Genomic DNA, 15,343 nt, shown 5'->3' with positions numbered 1-15,343 from the left:
AACACGTCGGTTCACGGATGGCTTGCATAAACTAATGAAAATAAAGGATAGACCAATGCAAGTAATCAGTTTTTTAGTAAAACGCCAGCTGCGCTGGCTGATGTTAGCTGTCGCCCCACTGTTATTTGGCAATAACGCCAGTGCCGATGCCATTTTACATGCGTTTGACTGGCATTATGATGATGTCGCCGCCAAAGCGACTGAGATAAAAAACCTCGGTTATAAAGCGGTGTTGGTAGCACCACCACTGAAGTCTAATGCCGCTAACTGCGCCTGGTGGCAGCGTTATCAGCCGCAGGATCTGCGCGTAATAGACCACTGCAAAGGTAACAAGCAGGCTTTTGTAAATATGATCAATGCATTAAATGATACTGATCCGGCGCGGAAAGTAGATGTTTACGCCGATATCGTATTAAACCATATGGCTAATGAGCGTAATGGTGCAACCGACTTTCCCGGTCAGGCCGCAGTAAACAGTTATGGAAGTAACAGCAGTTATTGGAATAATCAGCGTTTATTTGGCAATTTAACCCAGGGCCTGTTTGGCAGCGCCGACTTTAACCCGGCAAACTGTATCAGCAATTACAATGACGTTTGGCAGGTGCAGAATTACCGCTTATGTGGCGGTAGTGGTGATACCGGTTTGCCGGATTTAAACCCGAACAGCTGGGTGGTACAGCAGCAGCGCAGTTACCTGACGGCATTGAAAAACCTGGGAGTCACGGGTTTCAGGGTCGATGCGGCCAAGCATATGACGATTTGGCATATCAATGAAATTTTCACCAGCGACATTAAAAACGGCATGTACCTGTTTGGCGAAATTATTACCAGCGGTGGTGCCGGTAACAACGAGTACGACAGTTTTTTAGCGCCGTACCTGCAATATACCGATCATAAAGCCTATGATTTCCCATTATTTAACGCAATAAGGACCGCTTTTAGTTTTGGCGGTAGTTTAAGCCAACTGGTGGACCCTGCAGCCTATGGCCAGGCGCTGCAAAATAGCCGCGCTGTCACCTTTACCGTTACCCATGATATCCCGACGAATGATGGTTTTCGTTACCTGATCATGGACCCAACCGATGAGTATCTGGCCTATGCCTATGTCATGGGTCGTGATGGCGGTAAGCCGTTGGTATTTAGCGACAGCACTGGCACTGACAATAATCGCTGGGTCAATGCTTATAAAGCTGACCATATTAGCAAAATGCTGAATTTTCATAACCGTATGCAAGGGCAAGGCATGGAAATGCTGGCCTGGAATGACTGTGCTGTGTTATTCCGCCGTGGTCAGGAGGGGATTGTCGGTATTAATAAGTGCGGCAGTACCCAGAGCTTTAATGTGAGTACCCACAATCGTTTTTATTGGTACCGTAACTACCGCGATGTTCTGAGCGGTAGTAATCTGGTGTATATCAGTGGTGGAAGTTTTAACTTCAGCCTGCCAGCACGGCAGGCCAGAATGTGGTATGCCGACTAAAAGAGGTTAGTCGCTGCTGAACAGCGCCAGTAAATCTTCAGCCTGGCCTTGCCACGGTTGGCCCTTGCCACCGGCAAACAGCTGGTCGGCAAGCTGGCGCTTGTGTTGCTGCAACAGTTGCACTTTTTGCTCAACGGTATTACTGGCAATCAGTTTATAAACAAACACGGCTTTTTGCTGGCCTATACGGTGGGCGCGGTCAGTTGCCTGTGCCTCGGCTGCCGGGTTCCACCACGGGTCGTAGTGGATAACGGTATCTGCAGCGGTGAGGTTTAACCCGGTGCCGCCGGCTTTCAAACTGATTAAAAATACCCGGGTATCACCCTGCTGAAAGGCATCTATTTGCTGCTGACGGTGCTTGGTCTGGCCGGTCAGCTTGCTGTAGCTGATAGCCAATGCAGTCAGCTCATCTTCAATCAATGTAAGCATGCTGGCGAACTGGCTGAAAATCAGGATATTCCGGCCTTCTTCCAGCATTTCAGGCAGGGTGTCGCGCAGCCATTGCAGTTTGGCGTTGCTCTGAACCGAGCGGGCGTGTTCTACCGGCACCAATCGGGCATCACAGCAGGCCTGGCGTAGTTTCAGTAACGCATCAAGAAACTGGATCTGGCTGGCTGCAACGCCTTTTTGCACAAACAATTCCCGTACTTTGGTTTCCATTACTAACCGGATACTTTCGTACAGGTTGCGCTGGTCACTTTCGAGTTCCAGCAGTTGCACAATTTCGGTTTTTTCCGGTAACTCACTGGCAACCTGAGCTTTTGTACGGCGCAGCATAAAAGGGGCGATACGGGCTTTTAGCGCATGTGCGCGTTCGGTATCACCATGTTTTTCAATTGGTTTCCGGTATACCTGGTTAAAGTGTGCATCGTTACCTAATAGCCCGGGCAACACAAAATCGAAGATAGATTTGAGCTCACCTAAATGGTTTTCCAGTGGGGTGCCGGATAGCGCCAGTTTAAAACCGGCTTTCAGCAGCCGCACGGCTTTGGCGGCCTGGCTGCCGGCATTTTTAATATGCTGGGCTTCATCCAGGATCACGGCAGACAGCGGCTGTTGCTGATAATATTTATGGTCGCGCACAACCAGCGGATAGCTGGTCACGATCACATCATAATCGGCAAGTTCATTAAACAACGGTTGGCGTTTATTGCCATGTACCTGCAACACCCTGAGCTGCGGTGTAAAGCGTGCGGCCTCTGCCAGCCAGTTACCCAGTAAACTGGTCGGGCAGACAATCAGCGCCGGCTGGGTCAGCTCGCCACGCTGTTTTATGCTTAACAGCAGGCTTAACGTTTGCAGGGTTTTACCCAGGCCCATGTCGTCAGCCAAAATACCGCCGAGGCCAAATTCGCGTAAGAAGTTCAGCCAGCTTAAGCCCTGTAACTGGTAATCACGCAGCGACGCCTGCAAGCCCTGTGGTACCTGACAAGGGGGGATGCCAGTAAAGTTATGCAATAAGCTGCTTAAACGCTGTGCGCGCTGCGCATTTAAAAACTGAATGTCTTTTGCGCTCTCCGGGGGCAGCAGGGCGGCCTTGTAAGCAGGTAAGTCCAGGCTGAACTGCGGCTTGTTTGGGTTTAACAGCTCAATAATGGTATCAATAAATGGCTGGATAAGTGCGACCGGCAATGCCAGCTTACCCTGTGGCAGCGAAAGCCAAATGGGCTTATTGGCGTCGGGCAGGCCGTGCTGGCGCAGCCACTGGCTGATAAGAGGCAGCAAGGGCACCTGAGTGCCGTCAATGTCGACCTGAATCGCTAACGCAAAGCCACCCACGGCATTGTCCTGCACGGCAAGGTACGGATCACCGGTTAAGATATCCAGATTAAAGTTTTCATCGCGGGCAATATGCCAGCCTTGTTGCTCCAGTTGTGGTAAGGCATCCAGCAAGGGTTGCCACAACAAAGGGTTGTCCGGCCCGTCACCGACACCAAAAGCGCTGTGTTCACTATAAGGTGGTGGTAAAGCGGGCAGTTGTTGCAGTTCAAGCTCGACTAACTGCTCCAGCGCCGCAATTTCTGTACTGCGATCCCGTTTCACAAAAACCGTCACACCGTCCTGTTCCAGTTCCGTTTGTGCCTGATTTAAATCCAGTGGCAGCAGATAACCGGCATACTGAAACTGCAATACTGCGGTGGGTTCGCTGCGGCCTTTTGCCTTGTGGGGCAGCATTTTTAGTTGCAGCACCGGACGAGGGCGGCTTTTTACCTGCTTTAAACCTTCAGCAGAAGGGACTGGCAGGCTGGTCTGGTTGAACAGTTGCTGCAGGCGGCTGATGCTGGGCAGTAAGGCCTGCTGAGGTATCGGCGGCATTTTATTGAGCAATTTCAGCTGCTCGCTGCTAAGCCGGGTGTCCAGCTCGCCAATCTGGTAGTAGCTGGTATCCAGATAACAGGGTGGGTCTGTGTATACCAGTTCAAAATCGCGATCAGCATCGTCAAGTTGCCAGTTCAGTTGCTGCCCTGCGGCCGTATTTTGCCAGATAAACTGCAGTGGCCGTTTAGGCCCCTGCGCTACCGGGTAACGTGCTTCAGAGAAGAAACAGCGGCCACTGCTAAGTAACTGCTGCAGCAACTGATAGCCCCAGTCACCTTCGAGCAGCGGTAAGTCACGCAGGCTCTGGGCACGGAAATAACTGAGTAAACGGTAATCGTGTTGCTCTATCCAGTGCGGTATTGCGGGTGCGACTAAATCATACTTACCAATGGCAACGCCTTTGGTATAACCGCCTTTTTTACTCTCCCGAACCCGCCGTGGGCTTAGCTGCAACCCGGCCTGACCATAAGACAACAGATACAGCACTATATCTTTGTCATCTTCGGCTGGGGCTAACGACTGCTCTACCTGCTCAAACCACTGATTCAGTTGCCGTACCGGCTGTTGTTCCAGTTTTAGTTTGTCTTGCTGGTAATCTCGCTGCAGGCGCAGCAGTACTGCCAGCACATGTTTACAGTTGGCACCCACCGGGCAGGTGCAGCGGTTTTGTAGCTGCCAGCCGTCACTGGTGTTTTTAAGATTGATAAACTGTCGGTACGGTGTGAAGGCCGCACCCCAAACCTGGGCGCTGATGTCAGACAAATCACTTTTGTACTCCAGCTTAACCACTTTGCCCGCTTGCAGGTAAGCCTGAGCCCGGTGAAACGTCACCGCGTCAAACCATTGTTCCAGTTGCTGTTGGCTAAGAGGAAAAGCTGTGTCGGTTGTCATAACGCCTGAATGCTAAGCACAAAGGCGTAATGCTACCGCAGTTTTGCCCGAAGCCAAATGCGGCAGCATAAAATAAAACAAATTTATGTGGTTAATCGTTAATTTTTACCGGTCCGTTAATCGCATTTATTTTTAACCCGCCCGAACCACTGTTAACAACAGTCAGGCCAGCAGCGCCGTCAACCAGTATATCGCCAGAGCCATCATCTACCGTTACCGTGCCGCCGATATTCTTGACAGTCAAATCGCCTGAGCCATCATCAATACTGACATCACCGGCTACATCACTGATATGCAAATCGCCAGAGCCGTCTTCTACGCGCAGTTTACCGCTGAGCTGGTGGATACTCAGATTGCCCGAGCCATCGTCAACTTCGGCATTGGCGCCACCCTGGATCTGTAAATCACCGGAGCCGTCGTCAATATACAAATCGCCCTTCAGGCCACGGATATCAGTATCGCCTGAGCCGTCATCCAGTTTCAGGCTAAAGCGGGCCGGTATTTTTACCGTCAGGTCGATATAAGGGCTGTTGCCAGAATAGAACGACTTGTCGAAACCGGCTTCAAGCTTAGCATTACTGCCACTGTCAACCAGCGACAGGCGAACGTCTTCAGCGTCGTAGTAGTAAATATTGGCCACGACTTCCACGTTGCTACGGCCTTCTTCACCAATAATATCGAGTTTGCCAGCCCCGGTATCGGCTACCAGTTGCTTAAGGTCGGTGGCCGCTAATGCCAGAGTACGTTCTTCATGCTGTAAATCGCCGGCATGGCCGTTACCAACGTAAATAACACAGCCGCTGAGTAGGGTGGCGGCGGCAATGGTCAGAACTGATGTTTTCATTTTGCTTCCTTATTGAGTTAGTGCAGAAATAATCTAAGTTGTTGTCGGTACAGTAAAGCATTAGCAAAATCAGTGCCTGAATTTAACTTATTGTTATTTATAAACTTAGTGTCCACTGCTCTGGGCTGCTGTTAGCCTTTCACACTAACATCTGGTGAATTAGGCCATCTTCACTGCCTGGTTGGGCTATATCGCAGTCAGCTGGAGTGTTAACAAAAAGCCAGCTATGTTTAAGCGGAAATTTGTGCCATGCAGCGGTGCAGTTTGCTGGTAGCGAGCTGTATGGTACCGATGACCTTGTAAAGGCAGCGATAACAATAAGGATAATGCACAATGATAAAAAAAATACTGCTGGTGCTTGGTGTTCTGCTGGCGATACCACTGGTTGTCGCGTTGTTTGTGAAGCAGGACTATAAAGTAGAAACGCAGGTGGTGATTCAACAGCCGGCTCAGGTGGTGTTCGACTATATCCGCTTTCTTGGTAATCAGGATAATTTCAGTGTTTGGGCGGCTATGGATCCGAATATGCAGAAGTCTTACCGCGGTGTTGACGGTACCGTTGGTTTTGTTTCCGCCTGGCAAAGTGACAACCCGGATGTCGGTAGCGGTGAGCAGGAAATTAAAGCGATTCAGGAAGGCCAGCGGATAGATTTCGAGTTGCGCTTTTATCAGCCGTTTGAGTCTGTTTCGCCGGCCTACATGACAACTGAAATCATAGCGCCAGCGCAAACCCGGGTTAGCTGGGGCTTTGCTGGTCATATGCCTTATCCGATGAACCTGATGTTGCTGCTGATGGATGTTGAAACCATCATAGCCGCAGATTTACAGCGGGGGCTGGATAACCTGAAACTGATCCTCGAAGCGCCGCCGGCGCAGGGTGACAGATAATCAGCGGCCTTAGAAATAATAGTCCAGGCTAAGCTGCAGGTAGTCATCACGGCGAAGGTAAAACAGCGGGTCCCACCCTGTGTCGCTCTGGAAAAACCAGGCATCGAGCCGCAGCCGCAGGTTATTCGATAGCCGCATCGAGGCTTCAATTTTACCGCTGCGGCTGTCGCTATTGTCCAGATCCTGTATCAAACCCAGCAATATCTCGCTGCCTGCAGCATCATTGGCGACAAAGCGGGTGCCGATAAATATATCGTTCTGCCCGGGCTGTGATGCTTGTTCATCCCTGCTATCGTATTGATATTCAGCAAGCCAGCCCAAATCCCAGTCACTATCAAACAGGCCAACCTGGGTATATTCAAAGCCAGCTGTAGCCGCAACAAAATCTTGCTGCCGGGTTTTACGATAAATACTTTCCAGCTTCCAGATCCAACTGCCGCTAATCAGCTGCGCTTCCAGGCCCAACTGCTGCATTTGCAGGTAAAGTGGCTGCAAGACATTGTTTGGGCCCGGTACAAGGATTGGCTCGCGGCTATTACCTTCAAAATAACTTAACGCCAGATCCAGTGCGTCAAACTGTCGGCTCCAGCGCAGGGCGAAATCAAGGTTGTTTTCTTGCTGATCTGATTCATACAGCGGCTGATCAGTATCGACCGGTAAAGGTGGTCGTAACCGGCCTTCGGCGCCAGCCAGAGTGCGTTCACGGAAATACGGAAGCAGGTACATCGACAGCGTGCCGCCTGCACCATACAGGTTCCAGTTTAACATCGGCTGGCCGAGCTTGGTTTCACCGTCGATATGGGCGACTAAATCGGTCTGGTTAATGACATCGACCAGGTGCTGCGACTCTGTCACTCCCCAAAAGACAATATCAACCCCTGCTTTGACATCAAAGCCCTCGCCGGCGTATTGCCAGTAAGCCTGGCGCAAATCTACCAAGTTTCGTTCGTTGTCGCGTTGGTCAAAGCGTAAATAAGGCTCAAACGCTAACTGATGATTGCGATCATCGCTCTGCCATACCCATTCTGCACTGAAGGCGACGCTGCTGTGAGACTTTGCCTGGCCTTGTTCGCCTTGCTGCGGATAATAACGTTGCTGTAGTGACAGGGTGTAATCGCGGCTGAACTGTTGCAGCCAGCTTTCATCGGCTGTTTCCGGCATTGTCGCTTTACTTGTTGCCGGTTTGCTGGGCTGCGCTGTGTGTGATGGTGTTGTTGGCGTTGCCGCTGCTGCAACCGGTGCCGCGGGGCCTGGCTGATGTACACTGGCATTCGTTTTTATCGTTGCCGTACTGGCAGCGATGGTGTTTTCCTTCGCTGGCGACAGCGGCGCTTTCGCCAAACGCCCGGGCTTAGCTGCAATAGCCTGATAGTACCATTGTCTGGCTCTGGCAACCGGGGTCGCCAGCATCTCGCTGCGCGGCGGTACATTAAGCTGTACACCGGCGCGCAGCATATTAATATTCTGGCCGCTAAAGGCGTCAGGGTTCGCCTGCCACAGCGCATAAACCACCTGCACCATAGCGACACCCTCGTCAGGTCTGGCCTGGGTGGCCAGTTTCCATAAAGTATCAGTGCTTTGCACCGGGCCCAGCACCATATTGTCTGCTTGTGTCGGGGCAGCTGTTACCAGTACTGCCATCAGGGCAAAACCGGGCATTAATCTGTGCATTACTGGCATATCCTGCTGCTACCGTACCCGTTGCAGCGCATTCGTATCAAAGTCTGCCGCGGTACGGCCGGTGTTAAACTCAATTTTATGGATCAGCAAATCGGTACTTTTGCCGGTTTGATGGTTCACCATGCTCAGTTTATGTGGCCGCCAGTATTTGTCCAGATACTGGCGATAATCCTGCAGGGTCAGGGTTTTCAGCAAAGTATTTTTACGGTCGTAATACTCAACTTTTACCGGCTGATAATGTTGCTGGCTGAGCCAGGCAATGCTTTTACTGTAACCCGAGAACTCATCTGCCGGTGTCTGCGCCAGCACAAAACAGTTGCCGTCACCGCATGGCTCGTCACGCAGATAATTGAAGCGGTATTTTTCGATTTCAAATGAGCTTAAATCTTCATAAGCAAACTCACTGCCCATAAAGGGGCCGGATTTATTGCGCGACGCTATACGTTTTACCCGCTTAACGGCCGGCAGGTACAACCATTGATCATCTTCAGCGGTTGGATGCGAATGGTTTAGAAAGGCAGTGCCACGTACATCCCGCGGCTCATCAAATATGGTGAGGCCTTTGTCACCATCGCCCTGTACCTCGAGTGCCGCAGTACGCATTTCGCGGCGGCTTTCATCACCGGCCGCATTACGCAGTACCATAGTGGTTTGGCTTTCGCTGTCGCCCCAACCGATGTCGCGGCTTTTGCGCTCTTTGGCTATCTGCAGACCTTTGGCTTCGTCCGCCGCCAGACTCAATGGCTGTAGCAGTATGACCAGAGCTGATATCAGCAGAGGGGTAAGTAAGTAGTTACGCATGGCGTTTGCTTTCCTTGGTGTCAAATTTCAGTAAAAAGGCTGGCAGAAACAGGAAATCAATCACCAGCGCGGTAAGAATAATAATAGCTGTTAACAGGCCCATGTCAGAATTCAGCCGGAAGCTGGATAACATCAGTACGCTAAACCCTATTACCAGCACAGCTGTGGTGATCCACAGCGCCCGGCCAACACTGTTAAAAGCATAACGTACTGCGGCTTCAGCATCCCGGCCTTCCTGGCGAGCATGCTGATATTTGGCCAGAAAATGTACGGTGTCATCAACAATGATACCCAGACTCAGACTGGCGACCACTGACAGGCCAAGGTTAATTTCGCCACTGTACCAGCCCCAGATCCCAAAGCCGATAGCCGCCGGAGCGATATTAGGTAGCAGGCTGATAAGCCCCATACGCCAGGAACGCAGGCTGAAAATCAGCAGCAATGAAATCAGCACCAGTGCCAGCGGCAGCGTTTTTAGCATCGATGCCATATTGCGCTCGCCGATATAACCAAACATCAGCGCGGTGCTGGCTGCGCTGGCCTGGTATTGTGGATAATGGTTGGCGAGATAGGCCAGTGCACTTTGCTCAAACTGGGTAATTTCTTTACTGCCCATATTCTTCAGCGAAGCGGTAATACGGGTGGCGCTTTTATCCAGATTGAGCTGATTATTCAAATCCAGCCCGTAAGGCAGCGACATTTCGTACATCAGCAAATATTGCGCGGCTTCGTCTTGCTGAGCGGGCAGCTTGTAGTACGCCGGATCGTCGCCGTGCATATTCTGGTTCAGCCGTTTAAAGGTGTCGCTGACTGTATTGACATGAATAACATCTGGTTGCTGCTTAAGCCAGTTGCTGAACTGTTCTACGGCGGCAATAAATTCCGGCTGGTTAACGCCGCTACTTTCACCGCTGTGCAGGGCAAAATCGACAGAGGCAGACGCGCTTATATGCTGATCCAGAAAATCCATCGACTGACGAAACTGGGTCTCAGGCGCGAAGTATTTAACTGCTTCGTCGTTTATTTTATTCAGTGGAATAAGAGCAGAGAACCCGAGCATTAATATCAGCATGGCAGGCAGCAGTAGATTATGCCGGCGAATGATAAAGCCAGCCAGTGCGTCCATCACCTTGTCTTTTTGCTGCTGTTGCTTACCGGCTTTAAGCGGCAATAACTGCAGTAGTGCAGGCAGCACCACCAGGCTGAACAGGCACGCCAGCATCACGCCGACGGCGCTCATATTGCCAAGGTCTGCCAATATTGGCACTTCAGAGAAATTTAACGTTAAAAAGCCAATTGCAGTGGTTGAGCTGGTAATAAACACCGGTACCAGATTACGTTGCATACTATATTGAATGGCGGCAGCTTTTTGCTCACCTTGTGTCAGTGCAAACTGCATCGAGGCAATAATATGCACACAATCAGCCACCGCCAGCGTCATCAGTATGGTTGGCACATTCACGGTAGCGGTGCTTAAAAATATACCTGCCCAGCCGGCCAGACCCAATGTGCAGCTAATAGTGATTGCAATAATAACAATAGTTGCTGCTGCGCCCGAAACCGAGCGCAACAGCAGTGCCAGCATTAGCACTATGGCTACAAACATAAAGGGGATCAGTGTTCTGGCATCATGCTCGGCTTCATATGCCAGTGCATGATTCATCGCTATCACACCCGCCAGATGAAACTCCGTCTGCGGGTACTGCTGCTTAAATTGCAATGTTAATTGGCGGGCAGACTCATAGGCATCAAACACTTCTTTGTTTTTGTCCTGCTCAGGCAGTTGTACGGTAATATTAATTGCTGCTACTGCGCCGTCTTTGGCCACCAGGCGGTTAACCAGAGCGGGTTCGCTCAGTGCGATACGTTCAATTTTGGCAATTTTCCCGGGGGTTAGCTGCGATGTATCCAGCAGCAGGTCTTCAACCAGTAAATCGTCAGCATCCGCTTCGGTGTGCTGGAAGTTAGTGATTGAGTCTACTCTGATAGAATACGGTGTTTGCCAGGCGGCGTCGGTCATCTGTTTGAGCAGCGTCAGCATATCTGCGCTGAATACGGTGCCGTCAGCGGGGGCTACACCAATTAAAATATTATCGGTTTTGTTAAACTCATCCTGCATTTGCTCGAATGCCTGCAATTGCGGGTTTTGCTCTGAAAAAAAGATACGGAAATCGCCGCGAAAAGCCAGCTTACTGATACCGGCACTCATCAGTATCACCAGCAATGCAGTACCAAACAGAACCTGCCATGGATGCGCCAAAACCCAGCTTAACCAACGTTGCCTCATATGCTGCTCCAAAAACCTGTTTCGTCAATCCGGCCAACAGCTTGGGCTGATAATTGTACGCATCCATGCTGTGTTACCCAGTGTAGTCTCTATCGGGCTCTAAGCTAAACAGATTATTTATCCTTGTTTAATATTAACAATATGCTAAACATTATTTATCTTTTATTTCCGTTTTTGCCAGGGAGACAGGATGTCATTGGCCGTTGTGTTCAGCCGCGCCCGTCATGGTTTAGATGCGCCGCTGGTTACCGTTGAAGTACATATCAGTAATGGTCTGCCGGCTTTTCAGCTGGTTGGGCTGCCGGAAACCTCTGTCAAAGAATCACGTGACCGTGTACGCAGTGCTATGGTTAACAGCGGTTTTGCTTTCCCTGACCGCAAAATCACGGTTAATTTAGCCCCGGCAGATTTGCCCAAAGAAGGTGGCCGCTTCGACTTGCCGATTGCGCTGGGCATTATTGTAGCATCGGGTCAGCTAGCGGAGAAAAGCCTGCTCGGCTATGAGTTTTGTGGCGAGCTGGCGTTATCAGGCGAAATCCGGCCGATAGTGGGTGAGATCCCGGTTGCTATCGCCTGCCGTGATGCAGGCCGTGAAGTGGTGCTACCGATGTTAAATGCGCAGCAGGCCCAGCAAGTGCCAAAAGTGGCCGTACATGGCGCAGAGCACTTATTGCAGGTACACAGTTTTTTACTGGCACAGCAGGCATTACCGGCTATTCCGGCGTTGCCGGCCAAGGTGGTAACTTCGCAGCCGGATTTAGCAGATGTGAAAGGTCAGGCTCATGCCAAGCGGGTGCTGGAGATAGCGGCAGCAGGTGAACATAATTTGCTGATGCTGGGTCCGGCAGGCACTGGTAAATCGATGCTGGCGCAGCGTCTGCCGGGAATTATGCCGCCGCTGACAGAGCAGGAAGCGTTAGCTACCGCAGCTATATATTCTATTGCCGGTTTGCAGCGTAACTTAACCGACTGGCAGCAAAGGCCGTTTCGCAGCCCGCACCATACCAGTTCAGCCGTAGCATTGGTCGGCGGTGGTTCGGTGCCGCGTCCGGGAGAAATATCGCTGTCCCACCACGGTATTTTGTTTTTAGATGAATTGCCGGAGTTTCCACGCAAAGTGCTGGATGTATTGCGCGAGCCACTGGAAACCGGTGTTGTGCATATCAGCCGGGCGGCACGACAGGCTGAATTTCCGGCGCAATTTCAGCTGGTAGCGGCGTTAAACCCAAGCCCGACCGGACATCATCAGGATGGCCGCGCTACGCCTGAACAGGTAATGCGTTATTTAAACCGCCTGTCCGGCCCTTTTATTGACCGTATTGAACTACAGATAGAAGTGCCGCTGTTACCCAAGGGTATGTTGAGTCAGCATACGCAGGAAGAGAGCAGTGCCAGTGTGCGGGAGCGGGTACTGGCAGCACGGCAGTTACAATTGGCGCGCCAGGGGAAAGCCAATGCCAGACTAAGTGGTAGTGAAATTGCAGATTTTTGCCCGCTACAACATGCTGATGCCCGCTTTCTTGAAGATACGATTCACCGGTTTAAATTATCGGCCCGTACTTATCATAAGATTATTAAAGTGGCGCGTAGTATTGCAGATCTACAACAACAACAGCAGATTAGCCGGGCACATTTAATGGAGGCACTAAGTTATCGGGCATTAGAGCGGTTGATAAGTTATCTGAAAAATTGAATGCGACTATTTTATTCTGAGTTTTTTCATATTGTTTACAAAGTAACATAAATAGGTAAAATGACGTTGTTTATTCTCTGTGTACATTTTATCTAAGGAAAGAAAGATGTGGGTTAGTGAAAACGGGCAGTTATGCAATACCGAAACTAAACGGCGTTTATCACCACAGCAGTATGGTCAGCCAATCTATTTTGAGAACCTGGGTGAGCTGTATTTTTCAGCTACAGATATAGTGCTGAGTATGTCGGCATCAGAGTTTGACCAGTTCAGCCTTGAATATGAAAAAGCCCTGCAGGATTAACCAGCAGGGCTTTTGTCTTTTCCCCATCAACCAATCAGGTTGTAGGTGATGGCAGCCAGCAGGTAAGCCAGTAAGCCATAAGCAACCACTACGCCTATTACCAGCTTATTATTACCTGTTTCCGCTTTTAATGTCGCCACTGTTGCCACACATTGCAGTGCTACCACGTAGAACAACAGAATACCCAGACCGGCGCCTAATGCCAGACCATCCTGCTGAATGTTTTCTGCCAGACCGGCGACGTTTTCGTCGGCATTACTGACACCAAACAAGGTCCCGAGCGCACCAACAAACACTTCACGCGCCAGGAACGACAGTAAAATAGCCACGCCATAGCGCCAGTCCAGACCCAGAGGTTCAAAGATTGGCTCGATAAAGTGACCTATAGTACCAAGATAAGAATGTGCCAGGTCGTCACCGCCTGCCGGGAAGTAGCTCAGTACCCATATCACAACCGATACCACAAAAATTACAGGGCCCGCACGGTAAATAAAGTGCTTACCGCTTTGCAGTACTCGCTGCAGCAGTGGCTTCCAGTGTGGTAAACGGTAGGTTGGTAACTCCAGAATAAATGGCATATCAGTGGCCGTGGGCTCAATTTTTTCTGAGCGTGACAACAGCAGGCTAATCATTAATGCCGTCAGAATGCCAATAAAGTACAGCGCAAAAAAAGCGATACCCTGCAGGTTGACCAGACCACCAAGGTACTGAATATCTGGGATAAACACGGCAATTAACAGCGCATATACCGGCAGGCGGGCTGAGCAGGACATCAACGGAATGGTCAGCATGGTGATCAGCCGTTTACGGGGTGATTCTATGGTGCGGGCGGCCATAATGGCCGGTATAGCGCAGGCATGGGCTGACAGATAAGGAATAAAACTACGTCCGGATAAGCCAAAGTAACTCAGTGGCCGGTGACAAATCAGCGCCGCACGGGCCAGATAGCCGCTATCTTCCAGCAGGCCGATAATCAGCGTGAGCACCATTATCTGTGGCACAAACACCAAAAATGATCCCAGGCCGCCAAATACTGCATCGTTAATAAAATCGTGTATCACGCCCGGGCCTATTGCCTCAGTCAATATTTCTGCAATGAAAGCAATGACATTTTCCACCGCATCCATCAGCGGGGTGGCGAAGGTAAAAATGCTTTGGAACAGAAAGAACATCACCAGCAGAAACATCACGCTGCCGCTGACACTGTTTAGCATAAAGCTGTCGATACGGTTTTGATTTTTAAGTACCACAGTATCTTTGATGCCGTGTTCAGCCGCCAGTTGCCGGGCTTGCTTCAGATCGCTTGCTGCATCCGGGCGCAAATCTGACAGCTCGGGAATAGCACTGGCTGCAGCCGCATCCTGTTGCAGCGCAGTTTTAAATTCAGCAATCCCTTCAAGCGTGCGGGCTGAAATAGCATATACCGGGCTACCCAGCTGTTTGCTAAGGGCATCAGTGTCGATGTGATGGCCAAAACGTCCCAGCTCATCAATCATATTCAGTGCAAAAATCAGCGCTTTGTTGTGCTGTTTTGCCAGGCGTTGTACCTGCAGGCCAAATACCAGGCTGCTTTCCAATCGCGTTGCATCAAGGTTGCAGACAATCAGTGCGGTGTTGTCGTCCAGCAGTGCCTCATGCAGTTTGTCTACGGCGATCTGTTCGTCTTTAGACAGCGTATGCAATGAGTAAGCGCCAGGGAAGTCGACTACCTGATAACCGGCAAACTGGCCGCTTTTCAGCTCTACTGTTACGCCCGGAAAATTGGCAACCTTTTGTTTCAGGCCGGTAAGCTGGTTAAACAACAGGGTTTTACCAGAGTTTGGTTTGCCTACCAGAATAATACGTTTCATAAAACAACCTGTTTTCACATTCAGCTAATACAACATCCTTTCACCGCCTGCACTCAGATGCTGCGGATGTGGATTTCTCTGGCAATAGCCTGTTCCAGCGAATATACGCAGTCGGCCACTGTAACCACGACAGGGCCGGAAAACGGCCCGCGCTGCACGCAGGTTAACGCGCGGCCCGGCTCGAAACCCATCTCGAACAGGCGCTGTTGGATCTGCTGTGGCAGTGTCTGGGTAATAGCTGCGATCTCAGCCGTTTGCCCACGCGGCATGTCCCATAATGTTTTCATAAGCTAAATACTAAATTGAGAA

Annotated in this window: 11 protein-coding genes; 4 read left to right on the top strand and 7 right to left on the bottom strand. The window is 50.6% G+C overall.

Annotation, left to right across the window (positions count from 1 at the left end):
• Nucleotides 1-55: 55 nt before the first annotated feature.
• Nucleotides 56-1,480: an alpha-amylase family protein gene (locus tag AC5SV9_RS09000; RefSeq protein ID WP_475148243.1), complete on the top strand. Its 1,425-nt coding sequence runs from the start codon at nt 56-58 to the stop codon at nt 1,478-1,480.
• 6 nt (nt 1,481-1,486) lie between these two features.
• On the opposite strand, the gene AC5SV9_RS08995 is transcribed toward AC5SV9_RS09000, so the two are convergent.
• Nucleotides 1,487-4,690: a DEAD/DEAH box helicase gene (locus AC5SV9_RS08995; RefSeq protein WP_475148241.1), complete on the bottom strand. Its 3,204-nt coding sequence runs from the start codon at nt 4,688-4,690 to the stop codon at nt 1,487-1,489.
• A gap of 91 nt (nt 4,691-4,781) precedes the next feature.
• On the bottom strand, nt 4,782-5,534 hold the full coding sequence (locus AC5SV9_RS08990; protein WP_475148239.1) for a DUF4097 family beta strand repeat-containing protein: 753 nt from the start codon (nt 5,532-5,534) through the stop codon (nt 4,782-4,784).
• A 333-nt stretch (nt 5,535-5,867) separates the two neighbouring features.
• On the opposite strand from AC5SV9_RS08990, the gene AC5SV9_RS08985 reads away from it, so the two are divergent.
• Entirely contained in the window at nt 5,868-6,422 is a 555-nt protein-coding gene (locus AC5SV9_RS08985) for an SRPBCC family protein (RefSeq protein WP_475148236.1), read from the top strand.
• Between the two features lie 9 nt (nt 6,423-6,431).
• Here the strand turns inward: AC5SV9_RS08985 and AC5SV9_RS08980 are convergent, their stop codons facing one another.
• From AC5SV9_RS08980 to AC5SV9_RS08970, 3 genes are read right to left on the bottom strand one after another with little or no spacing between them, the layout of a single operon-like run.
• Nucleotides 6,432-8,093, bottom strand: coding sequence for a FimV/HubP family polar landmark protein (locus AC5SV9_RS08980; RefSeq protein WP_475148234.1), 1,662 nt, complete (start codon nt 8,091-8,093; stop codon nt 6,432-6,434).
• Nucleotides 8,094-8,111: 18 nt separating this feature from the next.
• A complete protein-coding gene (locus tag AC5SV9_RS08975) occupies nt 8,112-8,903 on the bottom strand; it encodes an outer membrane lipoprotein-sorting protein (RefSeq protein WP_475148232.1) in 792 nt (263 codons plus the stop codon).
• Entirely contained in the window at nt 8,896-11,190 is a 2,295-nt protein-coding gene (locus AC5SV9_RS08970) for an efflux RND transporter permease subunit (protein ID WP_475148230.1), read from the bottom strand. The genes AC5SV9_RS08975 and AC5SV9_RS08970 overlap by 8 nt, the downstream gene beginning before the upstream one ends.
• Nucleotides 11,191-11,380: 190 nt before the next feature.
• Here AC5SV9_RS08970 and AC5SV9_RS08965 point away from each other — a divergent pair, with 190 nt between their 5' ends.
• Together AC5SV9_RS08965 and AC5SV9_RS08960 are read left to right on the top strand one after the other, a co-directional pair.
• Nucleotides 11,381-12,883, top strand: a complete 1,503-nt coding sequence (locus tag AC5SV9_RS08965) for a YifB family Mg chelatase-like AAA ATPase (protein ID WP_475148227.1) — start codon at nt 11,381-11,383, stop codon at nt 12,881-12,883.
• Nucleotides 12,884-12,989: 106 nt separating this feature from the next.
• On the top strand, nt 12,990-13,184 hold the full coding sequence (locus AC5SV9_RS08960) for a hypothetical protein (RefSeq protein WP_134052878.1): 195 nt from the start codon (nt 12,990-12,992) through the stop codon (nt 13,182-13,184).
• A 26-nt stretch (nt 13,185-13,210) separates the two neighbouring features.
• Here AC5SV9_RS08960 and feoB read toward each other — a convergent pair whose 3' ends face one another.
• Both feoB and AC5SV9_RS08950 read right to left on the bottom strand, forming a co-directional pair.
• Nucleotides 13,211-15,034: a ferrous iron transporter B gene (gene feoB / locus AC5SV9_RS08955; protein WP_475148225.1), complete on the bottom strand. Its 1,824-nt coding sequence runs from the start codon at nt 15,032-15,034 to the stop codon at nt 13,211-13,213.
• 53 nt (nt 15,035-15,087) lie between these two features.
• Complete coding sequence (locus tag AC5SV9_RS08950; protein WP_475148223.1) at nt 15,088-15,321, bottom strand: FeoA family protein; 234 nt, start codon at nt 15,319-15,321, stop codon at nt 15,088-15,090.
• Nucleotides 15,322-15,343 lie beyond the last annotated feature (22 nt).

Source organism: Rheinheimera sp. ATLC3 (genome assembly GCF_059429535.1).
This window is presented reverse-complemented; position numbering and strand designations above follow the sequence as displayed.

Excerpts from the sequence above, each read along its gene's own strand:
- AC5SV9_RS08995 (WP_475148241.1), bottom strand. The coding sequence starts at position 4,690 with ATGACAACCGACACAGCTTTTCCTCTTAGCCAACAGCAACTGGAACAA.
- AC5SV9_RS08970 (WP_475148230.1), bottom strand. The coding sequence starts at position 11,190 with ATGAGGCAACGTTGGTTAAGCTGGGTTTTGGCGCATCCATGGCAGGTT.
- AC5SV9_RS08990 (WP_475148239.1), bottom strand. The coding sequence starts at position 5,534 with ATGAAAACATCAGTTCTGACCATTGCCGCCGCCACCCTACTCAGCGGC.
- feoB (WP_475148225.1), bottom strand. The coding sequence starts at position 15,034 with ATGAAACGTATTATTCTGGTAGGCAAACCAAACTCTGGTAAAACCCTG.
- AC5SV9_RS08960 (WP_134052878.1), top strand. The coding sequence starts at position 12,990 with ATGTGGGTTAGTGAAAACGGGCAGTTATGCAATACCGAAACTAAACGG.
- AC5SV9_RS08980 (WP_475148234.1), bottom strand. The coding sequence starts at position 8,093 with ATGCACAGATTAATGCCCGGTTTTGCCCTGATGGCAGTACTGGTAACA.
- AC5SV9_RS08950 (WP_475148223.1), bottom strand. The coding sequence starts at position 15,321 with ATGAAAACATTATGGGACATGCCGCGTGGGCAAACGGCTGAGATCGCA.
- AC5SV9_RS08985 (WP_475148236.1), top strand. The coding sequence starts at position 5,868 with ATGATAAAAAAAATACTGCTGGTGCTTGGTGTTCTGCTGGCGATACCA.
- AC5SV9_RS09000 (WP_475148243.1), top strand. The coding sequence starts at position 56 with ATGCAAGTAATCAGTTTTTTAGTAAAACGCCAGCTGCGCTGGCTGATG.
- AC5SV9_RS08975 (WP_475148232.1), bottom strand. The coding sequence starts at position 8,903 with ATGCGTAACTACTTACTTACCCCTCTGCTGATATCAGCTCTGGTCATA.
- AC5SV9_RS08965 (WP_475148227.1), top strand. The coding sequence starts at position 11,381 with ATGTCATTGGCCGTTGTGTTCAGCCGCGCCCGTCATGGTTTAGATGCG.